This window comes from Microbaculum marinum (assembly GCF_037855135.1).
GTDB lineage: Bacteria > Pseudomonadota > Alphaproteobacteria > Rhizobiales > Tepidamorphaceae > Microbaculum > Microbaculum marinum.
Map to the genome: position 1 here is coordinate 36,150 of NZ_JAZHOF010000015.1, position 16,564 is coordinate 52,713.

Consider the following 16,564-nt stretch of genomic DNA (forward strand, 5'->3'; position numbering starts at 1 on the left):
GCGAAAAGAACCGAAAGGAAAGGAAATGGAGCCACTTACGCCCAGGCAGGCCGAAATACTTGGCCGGGCGCGGCAGGTCGGGCGCGTCGAGGTGGAAGGACTTTCGCTTCAGTTCGACGTCACGCCGCAGACGATTCGCAAGGACCTGAACGATCTTTGCGACCGGCGGCTGCTGCAGCGGGTGCACGGCGGCGCGATCTATCCCTCCGGCGCCTCGAACTATGCCTACGATTCGCGGCGGATGCTGGCTGCAGACGAAAAGCGCCGTATCGGCGAGCGCGCCGCCGCTCTCATCCCCGACAATGCATCGATCATGCTCAACATCGGCACGACGACCGAGCAGGTGGCGCACGCGCTGCGCCAGCACGACGGCATCATGGCGATCACCAACAACATCAACGTCGCCCACATTCTCCGCGACACGCCGTCTGCCGAGGTCATCATCGCCGGCGGGCTGGTTCGCAAGTCGGACGGCGGCATCGTCGGCGAGGCGACCGTCGACTTCATCAAGCAGTTCAAGGTCGACTACGCGGTCATCGGCGCCTCGGCGATCGACGAGGACGGCTCCGTGCTCGACTACGACTACCGCGAGGTGCGGGTCGCCCGTGAGATCATCGGACACGCCCGCCAGACGATCCTGGTCGCCGATGCCCTGAAGTTCCAGCGCAACGCGCCGATCCGCATCGCCCACCTGTCGGAGATCAACGTGTTCGTGACCGACCGGATGCCGCCGGAACCGATCCTCGCGCTGTGCACGGGCGCGGGCGTGCGGATAGAGGTGGCCGGCGAAGACACGGAGGCGGTCGCCCTGGCGGCGTCCTGAGCGCATGTCCATGTCCCCCCCACCCGAATCCGGCGGTTTCGACTACGACATCTTCGTCATCGGCGGCGGTATCAACGGTGCCGGCATTGCCCGCGACGCCGCCGGGCGTGGCTATCGCGTCGGCCTTGCCGAGAAGGACGATCTGGCCAGCGGCACCTCGTCGGGCTCCACCAAGCTGATCCACGGCGGCCTGCGCTACCTCGAGCACTACGAGTTCCGGCTGGTGCGGGAGTCGCTGATCGAGCGGGAGATCCTGTGGAGCAACGCACCCCACATCATCTGGCCGCTGCGATTCGTGCTGCCGCATCATGCCGGTCTCCGGCCGGCCTGGACGCTGCGCCTCGGCCTGTTCATCTACGATTACATTGGCGGGCGCAAACGGCTGCCGCCGGCGCGCACCATCGACCTGCGGCGCGATCCCGCCGGCCGGCCGCTGAAACCCGGCTATTCTAAGGCATTCGAGTACTCCGACTGCTGGGTGCAGGATGCCCGGCTCGTGGTGCTCAACGCCCGCGACGCGGCGGCACGGGGGGCGACGATCCTGACCCGCACCGCCTGCACGGCGCTGAGGCGGGAGAACGGCGGCTGGCGGATCACGCTCGACGACCTCCGCTCCGGCACGACGCACGAGGTCACCGCCCGGCTGGTGGTCAACGCGGCGGGGCCGTGGGTCGACCAGATCCTGACCAGCGTGGCCGGCGGCAACCGCGTCCACAACATCCGGCTGGTCCAGGGCAGCCACATCGTCGTGCCGCGGCTGTTCGATCACGACCACTGCTACATTTTCCAGAACGCCGACGGCCGCATCGTCTTCGCCATTCCCTACGAGCGCGACTTCACGCTGATCGGCACGACGGACCGCGACTTCACGGGAAATCTCGACGACCTCGCCGTCGCCGACGACGAAGTGGAGTACCTCTGCGCTGCCGCGAGCGAGTATCTTTCCGCGCCCGTCGTTCCGGGCGACATCGTCTGGACCTATTCGGGCGTCCGTCCGCTCTATGACGACGGCGCATCGAAGGCGCAGGAGGCCACCCGGGACTACGTCATCAAGAACGATGGCGACCCGGAGACCGGCGTGCTGGTGAACATCTTCGGCGGCAAGATCACCACCTATCGCCGGCTGGCGGAGACCGTCCTTGCGGACATCGGCACGCTCATCGGCCGCCGCGGCGGGGCCTGGACGAAGGACGCGGCGCTTCCCGGCGGCGGGTTTCCCGTGGACGGTTTCGACAGCCTGTGCACAGAGTTGTCCTCCGCCTATCCACAGCTTTCCCCGCGAATGCTCGAACGATACGCCCGCAACTACGGGACTGAAGCGCGTCAGCTTCTCCGCGACGCCCGCCGCGAAGCGGATCTGGGGGCCTGTTTCGGTGCGGACCTGTTCGAGGCGGAGGTCCGCTATCTGATGGCCGCCGAATGGGCGCAGACCGCCGACGACGTCCTGTGGCGGCGCTCGAAGCTCGGCCTGCGCCTGTCCCAGGCCGAGGCGGACAAACTCGACGACTGGATGGCGGCGGCACGATCGGCCACTATCGACCGTGACACCGGCACGGTCTCCGCGGACGGAGAGGGACCGCCGGACGGGGACGGACCGGGAGGCGAGACATGAGCTCGGGGATCCTGGCGATCGACCAGGGCACCACGTCGTCGCGCGCCATCGTGTTCGGCGCGGACTACCGTGTGGCCGCGATCGCGCAGGAGGAGTTCAAGCAGCACTTTCCCGCCTCCGGCTGGGTCGAGCACGAGCCGGAGGATATCTGGGATACTACGGTGCGCACGGCCCGCGCCGTGCTCGACGAGTGCGGCGGAACCTCCGGCGTCGCCGCCCTCGGCATCACCAACCAGCGCGAGACGACGGTCGTCTGGGACCGCCGCACCGGCCGGGCGATACACCGGGCCATCGTGTGGCAGGACCGGCGCACCGCGGACATCTGCGCGCGGCTGAAGGCCGAGGGCCTGGAACCGATGTTCGCGGAGAGGACCGGGCTGTTGCTCGACCCCTATTTCTCGGGCACCAAGATCGGCTGGATCCTCGATCACGTCGACGGCGCCCGCACCGCCGCGGCGGACGGCCACCTCGCCTTCGGAACCGTCGACTCCTTCCTGCTGTGGCGCCTGACCGGGGGCCGCGTCCACGCCACCGACGCGACCAACGCCTCGCGCACGCTGCTCTACGACATTCACAGGGGGGCCTGGGACGACGACCTGCTGACGGCGCTCGGCGTTCCCGCCAGCATGCTGCCGGAGGTGCGCGACAGCTCCGACGATTTCGGCGAGACGGCGTCCGACCTGTTCGGCGGCGCGATCGCGATTCGCGGCATTGCCGGCGACCAGCAGGCGGCGACCGTCGGGCAGGCCTGCTTCCGACCGGGCATGGTCAAATCGACCTACGGCACGGGCTGCTTTGCGGTGCTCAACACCGGCCCCGATGCGGTGCTGTCGCAGAACAGGCTGCTGACGACGATCGCCTATCGCGTCGACGGGAGGACGACCTACGCGCTCGAGGGCTCGATATTCATTGCCGGCGCGGCGGTGCAATGGCTTCGCGACGGTCTCGGCGTGATCGGCAGCGCCGAGCAGACGGGGCCACTGGCGGCCGAGGCCGATCCCGCCCAGCGCGTCGTGCTGGTGCCGGCGTTCACCGGATTCGGTGCACCCTACTGGGATACCGAGGCACGCGGCGCGCTGTTCGGCCTGACGCGCGCGACCGGCCCGAAGGAGCTTGCCCGGGCGGCGCTCGAATCGGTCTGCTTCCAGACCCTCGATCTCGTCGAGGCGATGCGCCGGGACTGGCCGCACGACGGCGACACCGTGTTGCGCGTCGACGGCGGAATGGTCGCCAGCGACTGGACCATGCAGTGCCTGGCCGACGTTCTCGATGCGCCGGTCGACCGGCCGGAGGTGCTGGAAACGACCGCGCTCGGCGCCGCGTGGCTGGCCGGCTACGCCGCCGGCGTCTGGCCCGACATGGAGGGCTTCGCCGCGGCCTGGCGGCGCGACCGGCGTTTCGAGCCCAAGATGGACGGCGCCGACCGGGCCGACAAGGTAGCGCTGTGGCGCGACGCGGTGAGACGGACGCTCAGCGCCGGATAGCCTTTAGGCGCGCCGCCGTTCCCGTTCCGGGTCCCGGCTAGCCGGTCTCCGTGCAGACGATCGCGGCGCCGGCCGCCAGCGCCTTCAGCTTGCCGACGGCGACGTCGCGCGGCATCGGCGCCATGCCGCAGTTCGTGCAGGGCTGGATCCGCCCGGCATCGGCATGCCGCAACGCCTCGCGGATGGTCGCTGCGACCTCCTCGGCTGTCTCGACCCGGTTCGTAGCCACGTCGATCGCCCCGACCAGGATCTCCTTGTCCTCGAGCAGCCCGATCAGCGACACCGGCACGTGCGAGCCGGCGCATTCCAGCGAAACCTGGTCGATGCGGCTGGCGTTGATCGCCGGGAAAATCTCCTCGTACTGCCGCCAGACGGAGCCGAGGGTCTTCTTCCATTCGGTGTTCGCCTCGATGCCGTAGCCGTAGCAGATGTGCACCGCCGTCCGGCAGGTCAGGCCGCGGGCGGCGCGCTCCAGCGCGGCGATGCCCCAGTCCTTTACGTCGTCCATGAAGACGTTGAAGGCCGGCTCGTCGAACTGGATGACGTCGACCCCGGCGGCCTCAAGATCGCGCGCCTCCTCGTTCAGCACCTCGGCGAAGGCCATCGCCATGTCGGCGCGACTGCCGTAGTGGCTGTCGGCGATGGTGTCGCAGATCGTCATCGGTCCCGGCAGCGTCCATTTCAGCGCCCGCGTCGTATGGACACGAACGAAGCGGGCCTCCCCGACATGGACCGGCTTCGTCCGCGCGACCGCCGAGGTGACGGTCGGGACGTCGACGACATAGCGGTTGTCGCGGATGCCCATCCGGGTCTTCCGCTCCCAGTCGATCCCGCCGATGTGCTCCAGGAAGCCGTGCACGAAGTGGGTGCGGAACTGCTCGCCGTCGGAGACGATGTCGATCCCAGCGTCCTCCTGTTCCTTCAGCCAGACCAGCGCCGCGTCGCGCTGTGCCGCCTCCCGCTCCGCCCCCCGGTGGCGCCAGGCCGGCCAGAGCTTTTCCGGCTCGGCGAGCCAGAACGGCTTCGGCAGGCTGCCGGCCACCGTCGTCTGGAAAAGCTGCGCTGCGGTCATCGTCTCCTCCCCGCGATGCGCCCGTCATGCGTGCAGGCGGCTTGCCGGCAACCCTAGCGGGGAGGCCGGTGCGGGGGGAAGGGCTTTCGCGCCCGCGGGGAGGCGACAAGCAGTTTGTCCTGCAGGTTGAAGGCGAATCGGCGGCGGTATCAGCCCGTGCGGTCCGCGACGATGGCGTCGCCGATCGCCGCGACGTGGCGGTGATCGGTGCCGCAGCAGCCGCCGACGACATTGAGGTTCGGCATGACCTCGCGCAGCGCCCTCAACCGGCCGGCCAGGTCCTCCGGATCGCCCTCGTCGAGCGTCTCGGAATCGTCCAGTTCCGCATGGCTCTTGGCGGATGCGTTGGCGCGGATGCCGCGCACCCGCGTCAGCCATGCCTCGCCGCGCAAGACCGCATGCTCGAAATGGCTCGGATGGGCGCAGTTGATCATGTAGTAGGCCGGATGCGCCTCCGTCGCGGCATCCACCGCGTCGACCGCCGCACCGATCTCCTCGCCGGAGGGCAGCCGGCCGTCGGTCTCCACCGTGAACGAGACCGCGCACGGCACGGCGGCATCGCGTGCGGCGAGCGCCAGTCCGGTCGCTTCGGGGACGTTGGTCATGGTGATCCCGGTGACCATGTCGGCGCCGGCCGCCGCGAAGACCCCGACCTGCCCGGCATGGTAGGCGCGCGCCTGTTCGACGCTCGTCAGGTCGCCGGCATCGTATCCGTCGCCGCGCGGACCGACGCAGCCGCTGATGACGAAACGACTCTGCGGCGTCTCGTGCTCGTTACGTATCTCGTGCATCATATCGATCGCGGCCGTGTTGATGCGGGCCAGCGCGTGGGCGTCGTAGCCGAGCTTGCGGCCCCAGTCGGGGCTCGCCCGCCATGTCGGGCTTTCCAGGATGAATCCGAGCCCGCGCTCCGCGGCCAGCGCGGCGTATCGCCGGAAATAGCGCCGCAGCATCTCCCGCCCCTCGTCGGTCTCCAGCAGCACGAACGAGGCGAAGCAGGGAAGGTCCGCCCCCTCGTGGAAGATCAGCACCGTCTCGATGCCGCCGTCGGTAAGGAAGACCCCGCCGGAGCGGGGGTCGGTCTGGGGAAGGTGGTCGCGATACCTGGACATCTGCGTCCGCTCCTGTGTCGACATGGTCATGGCGTGACCATGCGGGTAGCAGGATGCGGTATCGCCTCTGTGTCCGCGACGTTTCAGGCCGGTTTCTGCGCCATCCGGCTCCAACCCGGTTCATGCGGGCGGCACGTGCGGGCACCGCGCGGCAGGCCCGTCCGACAGATCGAATGGTGAGGAAAACTGGAGCGGGCGATGAGATTCGAACTCACGACCCCAACCTTGGCAAGGTTGTGCTCTACCCCTGAGCTACGCCCGCTCTGGCGCCGCCGTTAGGCGTTCGGGCGCCTTATATGCACAACAGTCGCACCGATTGCAACTGGCAGGAATCCCATCGCCGTCGGCGGCCTGTCCCGTGCGGCGCGGAGAGATGCCGACCGTACACGGTTCCGGACAGCCCCGGGAGGGCCATTGAGAAATGCGGTGGCGGACTCTAGAAGCGGGCGGAGAGGAAATCGTGACGGACCAAAGCCATGCCGCTGACCCCCGACCAACTGCTCGACCGCCTGCAATCCCTCGGTTTCGAGACCACGACGGTGCGCCATCCGCCGCTGTTCACGGTCGCCGACTCCCAGGAACTGCGCGGCGAGATCGAGGGCGGCCATACCAAGAACCTGTTCATGAAGGACAAGAAGGGCCGGCTGTGGCTCGTCGTCGCAGAAGAGGATGCCGACATCGATCTGAAGCGGTTGCACGAGCGGATCGGCTCGGCGCGTCTGAGTTTCGGCAAGCCGGAGCTGCTGATTGAGGTGCTCGGCGTGCGGCCCGGATCGGTGACGCCGTTCGGCGCGGTTAACGACACCGAGGGCCGCGTCACCGTCGTCCTCGACGAGGCCCTGCTGCGCCACGCGGTCCTGAATTTCCACCCGCTCACGAACGATGCGACGACCTCCATCCGCCGCGACGACCTGATAGCCTTCCTCCGCGACACCGGCCACGACCCGCTGGTGATCGCGGTATCGGATCCCGTGACCTGAGGCGCGCATTACCGGATTTGCACTCCGGCGCATTGGAGCCCATCTTAGTGGTGACCACGGGCACGCGGGCCGGTCCGGAATGGAGGCGGTCCCCGACAGTTCGGGCACCACAGCTCGGGCAACACTTCGGGCAAGGTTGTGCCGATAACACTTGGATAGGACGACAGGACATGGATCTTTCATCCCTCGTTTCCGGAGGCGCCCCCGGCGGAGCCAACGGCGGCGGTGCACCGGGCGGCCTGATCAAGGACACCAGCACGGCCGAATTCATGACCGACGTCATCGAGGCGTCGAAGACGCAGCCGGTGCTGGTCGACTTCTGGGCGCCCTGGTGCGGCCCCTGCAAGCAGCTCGGGCCGTTGCTGGAAAAGGCCGTGCAGGAAGCAAAGGGCGCCGTGAAGCTCGTCAAGATGAACATCGACGAGCATCCCTCGATCCCGCAGCAGATGGGTGTCCAGTCGATCCCGGCGGTATTCGCCTTCGTCGACGGCCGTCCGGTCGACGGCTTCATGGGTGCGCTGCCGGAAAGCCAGATCAAGGAGTTTATCGCCCGCCTCGCCGGTCCTAGCGCCGAAGAGGCCGAGCTTGAGGATGTGCTCGCATCGGCCCAGGCGGCCCTCGACGAGGGCGACGTCGCCGGGGCGGCCGAGATCTTCGCCGCCGTGCTGCAGGAGGACCGCACGAATCTCGCCGCGATCGGCGGGCTGACGCGGTGCCTGGTCGCATCCGGCGAACTGGACAGGGCGCGTCAGACGCTCGCGCTGACGCCGCCCGGGAAGGAAGGCGACGCCGTGATCGCCGGAGCCCGCGCCGTGCTCGAACTCGCCACGCAGACCGCCGATGTCGGCGACATCCAGACGCTCGCCGCTCAGCTCGAGAGTGATCCGAATGACCACCAGGCGCGTTTCGATCTGGCGCTGGCGCTGAACGCCCGCGGCGACCGGGAGGATGCGGTAAACCATCTGGTCGAGATCATCCGGCGCAAGCGCGACTGGAACGACGAGGCTGCCCGCAAGCAGCTCGTCCAGTTCTTCGAGGCTTGGGGACCGGTCGATCCGATGACCATCGAGGCGCGCCGCAAGCTGTCCTCGGTGCTGTTTTCCTGAGGAACCGCCGAGGCGAACCGTAAATGACCATCAATCGCCCCTACCACGGTCCGCGCGAGCTCCCGCAGATCGTCCCGGTCTTTCCGCTGAGCGGTGTCCTGCTGCTGCCCCGCGGCGACTTGCCGCTCAACATCTTCGAACCGCGCTACCTGAAGATGATCGACGACGTGCTCGCCGGCGACCGGATGATCGGCATCATCCAGCCCGCCATCGGTGCCCAGGGGCCGGACGAACGCGAGGTCCCGGCGCTTGCCGACATCGGCTGCGTTGGCCGTGTGACCGCGCTGCAGGAAACGGGCGATGACCGCTATCTCATCACGGTCACCGGCATTTCCCGGTTTCGGGTCGTCGAGGAACTGGAGGTGACCACGCCCTATCGCCAGTGCCGGATCACGACGGAGCCTTTTGGGGAGGACTTTACCGCGAGCTATGGGGAGGACGCCGTCGACCGGCAAAAGCTGCTCGCCACCTTCCGTGCGTTTCTGGATGCCAACGACATGGAGACCGACTGGGAGTCCGTCAATCGGGCCTCCAACGAAACGCTGGTGAACGCCCTGTCGATGCTGAGTCCCTACGGACCGCGCGAGAAGCAGGCGCTGCTGGAAGCAGACGACCTCAATACGCGCGCCGAAGTGCTGATTGCCGTGACCGAGATGGCGTTGGCGCGCGACAGCGACGATTTCGGGCCGTCTCTGCAGTAGGCGGGACATTCGACAAGGCTGCGATTCAATCAGGAGGTCGCCACAGACGATGAGCATACCGACGCGCGGGAGCATCGATCCGAAGCTTCTGGAAATCCTCGTCTGTCCGCTGACGAAGACGGTTCTGGAATACGATTCCGATCGTCAGGAACTGGTCAGCCGCGCCGCCCGTGTCGCCTATCCGATCCGCGACGGGATTCCGATCATGCTGCCCGAGGAAGCCCGGCCGCTCAGTGACGAGGATCTGTCGACCTCCGGATCCCGCGGCTGAGCCCTGACGGACTTCCCGTCCCTTGCGCGGGGTAAATTCCTTGTTGCGGCATTCGGCGGGCCGATCTATCTGTCCCGGCACTCGATTGTCAGGAGTCCAGGCGCGCATCTAGGCCCGCGCGCACAACACCGAAAAATCGAAACCACGAACCGGCCCGGGCACCGTCAGTGCAACCGGACGATATCCCCTGTGAGGAAGCAGATGCTCCGAGTTAAGACCTTTATTGCATTGGCGTTTGGAGGATTGTTGCTGGCGGCGCCGGCAAAGGCGCAGCAGGTCGAATGGCGGGGTGGCGGCTTCTTGTCCTCGCTGACGCAGGCCTGCCTGGACGACGGCTACAAGGAGCACGAGTACGTGTCGGTACGCTATCGGCCGAAAGGGTTCGGATCGAACGGCAGCCAGTCGCGCATCGGCTTCTTCCATCCGCTGTTCTTCGCCACGAGCTATGCCATCAACGGCAATTTCGCCAAGTCGTTCAAGCCGGTGCAGGGTGGCGGCACGTCGGCCGGCACCTTCCTGTTCGAAACCACCATGAAGTTGACGCAGAAGCCCTCGAAGCTCACGGACTCGACCCCTTCGGTGGAGCTTTCGGGACAGATCCGCAACTACGGCGGTACTCCCGACTGCACGATGGCCTTCGAGGTCAACCTCACCAGGCGTCCCTGAACGCTTCTCCGACCGCTCCGCTGCGACCCGCGCCGCGGAGCAGGCCTGCCGATCATTCCATGGTGCGGCCGTCGCGACGGGTCTTCCAGCCGCCGCGCGGGGCGACCCCGCCAACGTTTGGCTTTGACCAACGGGTCAACTATGGTCCCTCCGTGCCGAGTCGGATCCGCTTCGACGAGCAGCACTTCATCCGGCTCTTCGAGCCATCCAGCCATTACGAGGCAACAACCAGGGACAGCTGACGGGCCAAGTGACCCGGCTGTCCTTTCCTTGGAGATTCCGATGTTTGCAATTCGAACTGCTTTTCTTGGCGCGGTCGGTGCCGTCCTGCTGGCTTCGCCGGCGAGCGCGGCGACCGAGGAATGGCGGGGTGGCGTCTATCTCACCGCCGAAACTCCGGCCTGTGCCGAGGATGGATATCAGGACCGCGAATACGTCAATGTCCGCTACCGTCCGAAGGGCCTCGGCGACAATGGCCCGGATTCCCGGATCAGCTTCTTTCATCCGCTGTTCTTCGCGACATCCTACCGGCGCACTGGCAATTTCACGAAGTCGTACAAGCCCGTCCAGGGCGGCGGCATGTCGGCATCCGTCTGGGCGTTCGAGAACACCCCGCGGCTGAAGCTGAAGCAGTCGCCCGCCAGGCTGAAGCCGTCGACGCCGTCGGTCTACATCACCGGCGTGATCAGGAACTACGGCGACTACGTCGGCTGCACGATGTCGTTCGAGGGAAGCCTGACCAAGCGCCCCTGAGGGCGCGCGGGCCCGCGGCGTCCGCTGCGGGCCCTGCCTTCCCAGACCGGCACGCCTTCCTAGACCGGCTCGCCGCGCAGCAGGCGCGGCGCCGGACCCGCGTCGCCGGCGGCCTCGGCCACGAACAGCTTCTTCAATGGGACGATCCGGTCGACTAGGCCGAGACCGATGTCGCGCACCGCGCGCAGCGGGCCGAAGTCGTTCGAAAACAACCGGTTCATCGCCTCCGTGGCGGTCGCCACCTGAACCGTGTCGAACCGGCGCCAGCGCTGGTATCGCTCCAGCACGGCGAGCGAGCCGAAATCCTCGCCGCGGCGCGCCGCGTCCACGACGACCTGTGCGAGGGCGGCCGCGTCGCGGAGGCCTAGATTGAGTCCGAGACCCGCCAGGGGATGCAGCCGGTGCGCGGCATCGCCGACCAGCGCTATGCGTGGTGCGACGAAAGTGCGGGCCAGCGCAAGTTCGAGCGGATAGACCCGCGGCGCCTCCAGCACCGTGATGTCGCCGATCTCCGGACCGGCGCGCAGGGCGAGTTCCCGCGCGAAGTCCTTTGAAGGAAGCGCCACAAGCCGCTCCGCCCGGGCTGCCGGCTCCGTCCAGACGACGCCGCTGCGGTTTCCCGGCAACGGCAGCAGGGCGAATGGCCCGCCGGGCAGGAAATGCTGGGTGGCCGCGCCGTCATGGGCAACGTCATGACCGACGATCGTGATGATCGAGGCCTGACCGTAGGACCATCCAACCGTCTTAATGCCGGCCCGCCTGCGCACCGCGGATCTCGCCCCGTCCGCGCCGATCAGAAGTCGCGACGGGACCGTTTCGCCGCCGATTCGAATGCCGTAGGTGTCGGCCCCCACGGTTTCGACAACGGCGCCGTGCTCCACAGTGATCCCCGCCTCGTCGCACGCGGCGGATACGGCAGCCTGCAGATCCCGGCCGTCGACGAAATGGGCGAAGGGCTCGCCGGCTCGCGACGTGCCGGCAATCGTCAGGAACACGGGACGAACGACCTCGGCGAGCTTGCTGTCGGAAATACGCATCGCGCTGCAGGCCTCGGCCTTGTCCTTCAGCCGGGCCCAGACGCCGAGTTCCTCCAGCATCCGCACCGTCGAGGCGGCGATGGCGTAGGTCCGTATGTCGCCCGGCGGACGGGGCGTCGGCGATGCGTCGACGATCCGCACCCGCAGGTCGACCCCCCGGGCGCCGGCGAGCGCCAGCGCCATTGCCTGGCCCACGAGGCCGGCGCCGGCGATGGTAACGTCGTGGCTGGTCGTTCTTGCGCCGTTTGCCATTGTCATTTTCGCCCTGTTCCGGCCGGTCCGGCGACGCCGGGGCGGTGTACGCCCGGTCGGCCCCTTGACTTGGTTGCGGCAGCGCCGTCAGTTTCGCGCATCCCAACGGGGCACGCTCGCATGTCCGATGCAATCGAAAACCTGATCTCGATACTCGATCTGGAACAACTCGAAGACAACCTGTTCCGTGGTCGCAGCCCGCAGGACGGCTGGCAGCGGGTATACGGCGGACAGGTGATCGGCCAGGCGCTGGTAGCGGCCTCGCGCACGGTGGCGGACCGGCACGTCCATTCGCTGCACGGCTATTTCATGCTCGGCGGCGACCCGAAGGTCCCGATCATCTACGAGGTCGAGCGTATCCGCGACGGCGGCAGCTTCACGACCCGTCGCGTCGTTGCCATCCAGCACGGCAAGGCGATCTTCTCCATGTCCTGTTCCTTCCACATCGAGGAATCCGGTCTGGAGCATCAGTTCGAGATGCCGGACATTCCCGATCCGGAGGATCTGCCGGACGTCGGCAGCTTCGTGGCGCAGTTTCCCGACAAGATCCCCTCCGCGATCCGCAAGTACTGGGAACGCGAGCGGCCGATCGAGTTCCGGCCGGTCGACCTGTCCCGCTATGCCGGCAATCCGAAGAAGGTGCCCTACCAGCACATCTGGTTCCGCGCCTCGGCGCCGCTGCCCGATTCGCCGGAAATCCAGCGCTGCGCGCTGGCCTACGCCTCCGACATGACGCTGCTCGACACCTCGCTGATCGCACACGGCCGCAGCGTCTTCGAGCGCGACATCATGGTCGCCAGTCTCGACCACGCGATGTGGTTCCATCGCCCGTTCCGCTGCGACGAGTGGCTGCTCTACGTGGAGGACAGCCCGTCCACGCAGGGCGCGCGCGGCTTCAATCGCGGCCTGATCTACACCCGCCAGGGAACGCTGGTCGCCTCCACCGCGCAGGAGGGGCTGATCCGGCCGATCAGCCGCGAAGGGCGCAAGGACTAAGCCGGTTCGCAGCGCGAATAGGCGGATTGCCCAATAATACGGCGCCCACCGGGCATTGCATAAATATTGAGCATTTCCGCTTCCGGTTGCCACGCCGGATTCCCGTTCCGATTCCTGAAACCAAACAGATTCAATGACTTGCTGACGGTTCCGGCAGTTGGCACGGCTTTTGTTGTTCAACCGTCCAGCGAGGCCTGCCTGCGCCGTCCTGGGGGCCATTGGGCCGGGGGACTGACGGGCGCCGTCTCGTATCGAACGTCCGAGGCGCTGACGCCTGGACGATGGGTCGGAACAGGACAGGGAGCCGACATGAAAATCGTTATGGCCATCATCAAGCCCTTCAAGCTCGATGACGTCCGTGAGGCCCTCACCGCCATTGGGGTGCAGGGGCTGACGGTGACCGAGGTGAAGGGATACGGGCGCCAGAAGGGGCACACCGAGATCTATCGCGGCGCCGAATACGCCGTCAGCTTCCTGCCGAAGCTGAAGATCGAGGTCGTCGTGGCGGCCGATCAGGTCGACAGGGTCGTCGAAGCCATCTCCGGGGCCGCGCGCACCGGCCAGATCGGCGACGGCAAGATCTTCGTCCACGGAATCGACCGCGCGGTGCGTATCCGGACCGGCGAAACCGACGCGGACGCCCTCTAGGCGCGCGCATCCCCGCAAAACCAGACTGTTCAGGGAACCAGATCCGATGAACCTGCGAAAGCTACTCCTCACCATTGCCGGGGGCGCGGCGCTTGCTGCCATCCTCGTTGAACCGGGCCTCGCCCAGGACGCGGCGGAAGCGACCGAAGAGGTCGTCGAGGCGACGGGCGGCGGCGTGCCGGCCGAGTCCGTCTACGTCTTCAACACCCTGCTGTTCCTCGTCACCGGCTTCCTCGTGATGTTCATGGCGGCCGGCTTCGCCATGCTGGAAGCCGGCATGGTGCGCACCAAAAACGTCTCCATGCAGTGCCTGAAGAACATCGCGCTGTACTCGGTCGCCACGATCATGTTCTGGATCGTCGGCTACAACCTGATGTATGACGGGGTCGACGGCGGCTTTCTCGGTTCGTTCACGCCGAAGATGATGCCGGCGCCCGATGCCGATGCGGGCGACTACGCCGCTGCGTCGGACTTCTTCTTCCAGCTGGTGTTCTGCGCGACCACCGCCTCGATCGTCTCCGGCACGCTCGCCGAGCGCATCAAGCTGTGGCCGTTCCTCATCTTCACGGTCGTCCTGACGGGCTTCTTCTACCCGATCACCGGCGCCTGGCAGTGGGGCGGCGGCTGGCTCGCCGAGATGGGCTTCTCCGACTTCGCCGGCTCGACCATCGTGCATTCGGTCGGCGGCTGGGCGGCACTGTCCGGCGCGCTCATCCTGGGCGCGCGCAGGGGCAAGTACGCCGCCGACGGCCGGGTCCATCCGATCCCCGGATCCTCGATGCCGCTGGCCACCCTCGGCACGTTCATCCTGTGGCTCGGCTGGTTCGGCTTCAACGGCGGCTCGCAGCTGGCGCTGGGATCGGAGGCCGACGCCTCCTCGGTCGCCCGCATCTTCGTCAACACCAACATGGCGGCGGCCGGCGGTGTCGTCGTCGCGATGATCCTCACCCAGATCATCTACAAGAAGGTCGACCTCACCATGGCGCTGAACGGCGCCCTCGCCGGTCTCGTCTCGATCACCGCCGAGCCGCTGGCGCCGAACCTGCTGATGTCCGTCATCATCGGCGGCATCGGCGGCATCATCGTGGTGGTCGCCGTGCCGTTGCTCGACAAGCTGAAGATCGACGACGTGGTCGGCGCCATTCCGGTCCACCTGATCGCCGGCATCTGGGGAACGCTGGCGGTCGTGCTGACCAATTCCGACGCCAGCATCGGCACCCAGGTGATCGGCATCGTCGCCATAGGCCTGTTCACCTTCATCGCCTCGGGCATCGTCTGGGCGATCCTCAAGGCGGTGGTCGGCATCCGCGTCAGCGAGGAGGAAGAGGCCCTGGGTCTCGACATGGTGGAAGTCGGCGTCGAGGCCTATCCCGAGTTCGGAGTCGGCAGCCAGCGCGTCTGACGCATCGCTCCCGCGCTCCGTGCGCGCCTCAGGCCCGGGCTTCGGCCCGGGCCTTTTTGCTGTCCCCACGCCGGCTCGCGCACGCCCTGGCCCGCCGCCTGCCTGTTCCGCAGGCAATTCGGCGTGCCGGTTTTATGGGCAATTGAACAACCGGGCGGCATCGTCTGCAGCAAAACCGCGATTGATTGGTGAACTGAATCAATAACATGCATTTGCCGCAGGAATTGGCACGCCGCTTGTAGAGGTGCCGGCGGCTCCGCCGCGTCGATCGACGTGATTTCAGGCGACGGGGCGAGATCCTGGAGGACATCAAATGACGCTACTGCGCCGTCGCGGACTGACCGTTTCCCTTTGCGCTGCCGGGCTCTGGCTCGCATCCCTCGCGCCTGCCCTCGCGCAGGACGCGCTCGACAGCGGCGATACCGCCTGGATGCTGACCTCGACGGCGCTCGTACTGATGATGACGATCCCCGGCCTCGCGCTGTTCTACGGGGGCATGGTCCGGCAGAAGAACGTGCTGGCCACGGTGATGCAGAGTTTTGCCGTGTGCTGCCTCGTCACCATCCTGTGGATGGTCGCCGGCTATTCGATCGCGTTCACCGACGGCGGCGCCTTCAACGCCTGGATCGGGGGCTCCGGCCGCTTCTTCCTGGCCGGAATCGGCACCGATTCGGTGACGGGCACGATTCCAGAGATCCTGTTCGTGATGTTCCAGGCGACCTTCGCGATCATCACGCCGGCGCTGATCTGCGGCGCGTTCGCCGACCGGATGAAGTTTTCCGCGATGCTCTGGTTCATGGCGCTCTGGCTGATCGTCGTCTACTGCCCCGTCGCGCACTGGGTGTGGGGCGGCGGCTTCCTGGCCGACGACGGTGTGCTCGACTTCGCCGGCGGTACCGTCGTCCACATCAATTCCGGCATCGCCGGGCTGGTCGCCGCGCTCGTCATCGGACGGCGGACGGGCTACGGCACCGACAACATGGCGCCGCACAACCTCGTCTACTCGGTGATCGGCGCCTCGCTCCTGTGGGTCGGCTGGTTCGGCTTCAACGCGGGCTCGGCCTTGGCGGCCAACGGCTTGGCCGGCATGGCGCTTGCGGTCACGCAGATCGCCACGGCAATGGCAGCGCTCGCCTGGATGTTCGCCGAATGGGTGCTGCGCGGCAAGCCGAGCGTGCTCGGGATCATTTCGGGCGCTGTCGCGGGGCTCGTTGCGATCACGCCGGCGTCGGGCTTCGTGACGCCCACCGGCGCGCTGTGGATCGGCCTCGCCGCCGGCCTTGTCTGCTTCTGGATGGTCACCTGGGTGAAATCGGTCCTGAGATACGACGATGCCCTCGACGTGTTCGGCATCCACGGCGTCGGCGGCATCGTCGGGGCAATACTCACGGGCGTCTTCGCGGCCCCGGAAATCGGTGGCGCGGCCGGATTGCTGTCCGGAAATCCCGGGCAGCTGTGGACCCAGATCGTCGGCATCGTCGCCACCGTGATCTGGTCGGCCATCGGCGCCTTCGTCATCCTCAAGGTGCTCGATCTGACCATCGGCATCCGGGTGTCGCGCGACGTCGAGATCGAGGGCCTCGACGTCAATCTGCACGGCGAGACCATCCATTAGGTCCAGCTGAGGGGCATGCCGGTCCCGCGCCGCG

Annotated in this window: 16 protein-coding genes and 1 tRNA gene; 13 read left to right on the plus strand and 4 right to left on the minus strand. The window is 67.1% G+C overall.

Annotated features, from left to right (window positions below):
* Nucleotides 1-25 precede the first annotated feature (25 nt).
* From V3328_RS25830 to glpK, 3 genes are read left to right on the plus strand one after another with little or no spacing between them, the layout of a single operon-like run.
* The gene (locus tag V3328_RS25830) at nucleotides 26-823 is read left to right on the plus strand and encodes a DeoR/GlpR family DNA-binding transcription regulator (protein WP_340332623.1); all 798 of its coding nucleotides are present in this window, start codon (nucleotides 26-28) and stop codon (nucleotides 821-823) included.
* Between the two features lie 10 nt (nucleotides 824-833).
* Nucleotides 834-2,435, plus strand: a complete 1,602-nt coding sequence (gene glpD, locus V3328_RS25835) for a glycerol-3-phosphate dehydrogenase (protein WP_340332624.1) — start codon at nucleotides 834-836, stop codon at nucleotides 2,433-2,435.
* Nucleotides 2,432-3,919: a glycerol kinase GlpK gene (gene glpK, locus V3328_RS25840; protein WP_340332625.1), complete on the plus strand. Its 1,488-nt coding sequence runs from the start codon at nucleotides 2,432-2,434 to the stop codon at nucleotides 3,917-3,919. The genes glpD and glpK overlap by 4 nt, the downstream gene beginning before the upstream one ends.
* 37 nt (nucleotides 3,920-3,956) lie before the next feature.
* Here the strand turns inward: glpK and V3328_RS25845 are convergent, their stop codons facing one another.
* The 3 genes from V3328_RS25845 to V3328_RS25855 all read right to left on the minus strand — a co-directional run bounded on the left by V3328_RS25845 (nucleotide 3,957) and on the right by V3328_RS25855 (nucleotide 6,365).
* Nucleotides 3,957-4,991, minus strand: a complete 1,035-nt coding sequence (locus tag V3328_RS25845) for a methionine synthase (RefSeq protein ID WP_340332626.1) — start codon at nucleotides 4,989-4,991, stop codon at nucleotides 3,957-3,959.
* A 149-nt stretch (nucleotides 4,992-5,140) separates the two neighbouring features.
* The gene (locus V3328_RS25850; protein WP_340332627.1) at nucleotides 5,141-6,103 is read right to left on the minus strand and encodes a homocysteine S-methyltransferase family protein; all 963 of its coding nucleotides are present in this window, start codon (nucleotides 6,101-6,103) and stop codon (nucleotides 5,141-5,143) included.
* 187 nt (nucleotides 6,104-6,290) lie between these two features.
* Nucleotides 6,291-6,365: transfer RNA gene (locus V3328_RS25855), tRNA-Gly, on the minus strand.
* A gap of 214 nt (nucleotides 6,366-6,579) precedes the next feature.
* On the opposite strand from V3328_RS25855, the gene V3328_RS25860 reads away from it, so the two are divergent.
* The 6 genes from V3328_RS25860 to V3328_RS25885 all read left to right on the plus strand — a co-directional run bounded on the left by V3328_RS25860 (nucleotide 6,580) and on the right by V3328_RS25885 (nucleotide 10,580).
* Nucleotides 6,580-7,083 carry a prolyl-tRNA synthetase associated domain-containing protein gene (locus V3328_RS25860; protein ID WP_340332628.1) on the plus strand — a complete coding sequence of 168 codons (504 nt, stop codon included), beginning with the start codon at nucleotides 6,580-6,582 and terminating at the stop codon, nucleotides 7,081-7,083.
* Between the two features lie 170 nt (nucleotides 7,084-7,253).
* Complete coding sequence (trxA, locus tag V3328_RS25865) at nucleotides 7,254-8,189, plus strand: thioredoxin (protein ID WP_340332629.1); 936 nt, start codon at nucleotides 7,254-7,256, stop codon at nucleotides 8,187-8,189.
* A 23-nt stretch (nucleotides 8,190-8,212) separates the two neighbouring features.
* Complete coding sequence (locus V3328_RS25870; RefSeq protein ID WP_340332630.1) at nucleotides 8,213-8,890, plus strand: LON peptidase substrate-binding domain-containing protein; 678 nt, start codon at nucleotides 8,213-8,215, stop codon at nucleotides 8,888-8,890.
* A 49-nt stretch (nucleotides 8,891-8,939) separates the two neighbouring features.
* A complete protein-coding gene (locus tag V3328_RS25875; RefSeq protein ID WP_340332631.1) occupies nucleotides 8,940-9,161 on the plus strand; it encodes a Trm112 family protein in 222 nt (73 codons plus the stop codon).
* A 246-nt stretch (nucleotides 9,162-9,407) separates the two neighbouring features.
* The gene (locus V3328_RS25880) at nucleotides 9,408-9,827 is read left to right on the plus strand and encodes a hypothetical protein (RefSeq protein ID WP_340332632.1); all 420 of its coding nucleotides are present in this window, start codon (nucleotides 9,408-9,410) and stop codon (nucleotides 9,825-9,827) included.
* Between the two features lie 282 nt (nucleotides 9,828-10,109).
* Nucleotides 10,110-10,580: a hypothetical protein gene (locus V3328_RS25885; RefSeq protein WP_340332633.1), complete on the plus strand. Its 471-nt coding sequence runs from the start codon at nucleotides 10,110-10,112 to the stop codon at nucleotides 10,578-10,580.
* Between the two features lie 59 nt (nucleotides 10,581-10,639).
* Here the strand turns inward: V3328_RS25885 and V3328_RS25890 are convergent, their stop codons facing one another.
* Entirely contained in the window at nucleotides 10,640-11,875 is a 1,236-nt protein-coding gene (locus tag V3328_RS25890; RefSeq protein ID WP_378758845.1) for an FAD-dependent monooxygenase, read from the minus strand.
* A gap of 114 nt (nucleotides 11,876-11,989) precedes the next feature.
* On the opposite strand from V3328_RS25890, the gene tesB reads away from it, so the two are divergent.
* The 4 genes from tesB (at nucleotide 11,990) to V3328_RS25910 (ending at nucleotide 16,530) form a co-directional block, all read left to right on the plus strand.
* On the plus strand, nucleotides 11,990-12,865 hold the full coding sequence (gene tesB, locus V3328_RS25895) for an acyl-CoA thioesterase II (RefSeq protein ID WP_340332634.1): 876 nt from the start codon (nucleotides 11,990-11,992) through the stop codon (nucleotides 12,863-12,865).
* Between the two features lie 309 nt (nucleotides 12,866-13,174).
* Nucleotides 13,175-13,513 carry a P-II family nitrogen regulator gene (locus tag V3328_RS25900; RefSeq protein ID WP_340332635.1) on the plus strand — a complete coding sequence of 113 codons (339 nt, stop codon included), beginning with the start codon at nucleotides 13,175-13,177 and terminating at the stop codon, nucleotides 13,511-13,513.
* Between the two features lie 46 nt (nucleotides 13,514-13,559).
* Nucleotides 13,560-14,915, plus strand: coding sequence for an ammonium transporter (locus tag V3328_RS25905; protein ID WP_340332636.1), 1,356 nt, complete (start codon nucleotides 13,560-13,562; stop codon nucleotides 14,913-14,915).
* Nucleotides 14,916-15,228: 313 nt separating this feature from the next.
* A complete protein-coding gene (locus V3328_RS25910; protein WP_378758846.1) occupies nucleotides 15,229-16,530 on the plus strand; it encodes an ammonium transporter in 1,302 nt (433 codons plus the stop codon).
* Nucleotides 16,531-16,564: the final 34 nt, after the last annotated feature.

Coding starts and splice junctions, on each gene's coding strand:
- V3328_RS25900 (WP_340332635.1), top strand. CDS start 13,175: ATGAAAATCGTTATGGCCATCATCAAGCCCTTCAAGCTCGATGACGTC.
- V3328_RS25850 (WP_340332627.1), bottom strand. CDS start 6,103: ATGTCCAGGTATCGCGACCACCTTCCCCAGACCGACCCCCGCTCCGGC.
- V3328_RS25905 (WP_340332636.1), top strand. CDS start 13,560: ATGAACCTGCGAAAGCTACTCCTCACCATTGCCGGGGGCGCGGCGCTT.
- tesB (WP_340332634.1), top strand. CDS start 11,990: ATGTCCGATGCAATCGAAAACCTGATCTCGATACTCGATCTGGAACAA.
- V3328_RS25885 (WP_340332633.1), top strand. CDS start 10,110: ATGTTTGCAATTCGAACTGCTTTTCTTGGCGCGGTCGGTGCCGTCCTG.
- V3328_RS25890 (WP_378758845.1), bottom strand. CDS start 11,875: ATGACAATGGCAAACGGCGCAAGAACGACCAGCCACGACGTTACCATC.
- trxA (WP_340332629.1), top strand. CDS start 7,254: ATGGATCTTTCATCCCTCGTTTCCGGAGGCGCCCCCGGCGGAGCCAAC.
- V3328_RS25845 (WP_340332626.1), bottom strand. CDS start 4,991: ATGACCGCAGCGCAGCTTTTCCAGACGACGGTGGCCGGCAGCCTGCCG.
- V3328_RS25910 (WP_378758846.1), top strand. CDS start 15,229: ATGACGCTACTGCGCCGTCGCGGACTGACCGTTTCCCTTTGCGCTGCC.
- V3328_RS25870 (WP_340332630.1), top strand. CDS start 8,213: ATGACCATCAATCGCCCCTACCACGGTCCGCGCGAGCTCCCGCAGATC.
- V3328_RS25875 (WP_340332631.1), top strand. CDS start 8,940: ATGAGCATACCGACGCGCGGGAGCATCGATCCGAAGCTTCTGGAAATC.
- V3328_RS25860 (WP_340332628.1), top strand. CDS start 6,580: ATGCCGCTGACCCCCGACCAACTGCTCGACCGCCTGCAATCCCTCGGT.
- glpK (WP_340332625.1), top strand. CDS start 2,432: ATGAGCTCGGGGATCCTGGCGATCGACCAGGGCACCACGTCGTCGCGC.
- V3328_RS25830 (WP_340332623.1), top strand. CDS start 26: ATGGAGCCACTTACGCCCAGGCAGGCCGAAATACTTGGCCGGGCGCGG.
- glpD (WP_340332624.1), top strand. CDS start 834: ATGTCCCCCCCACCCGAATCCGGCGGTTTCGACTACGACATCTTCGTC.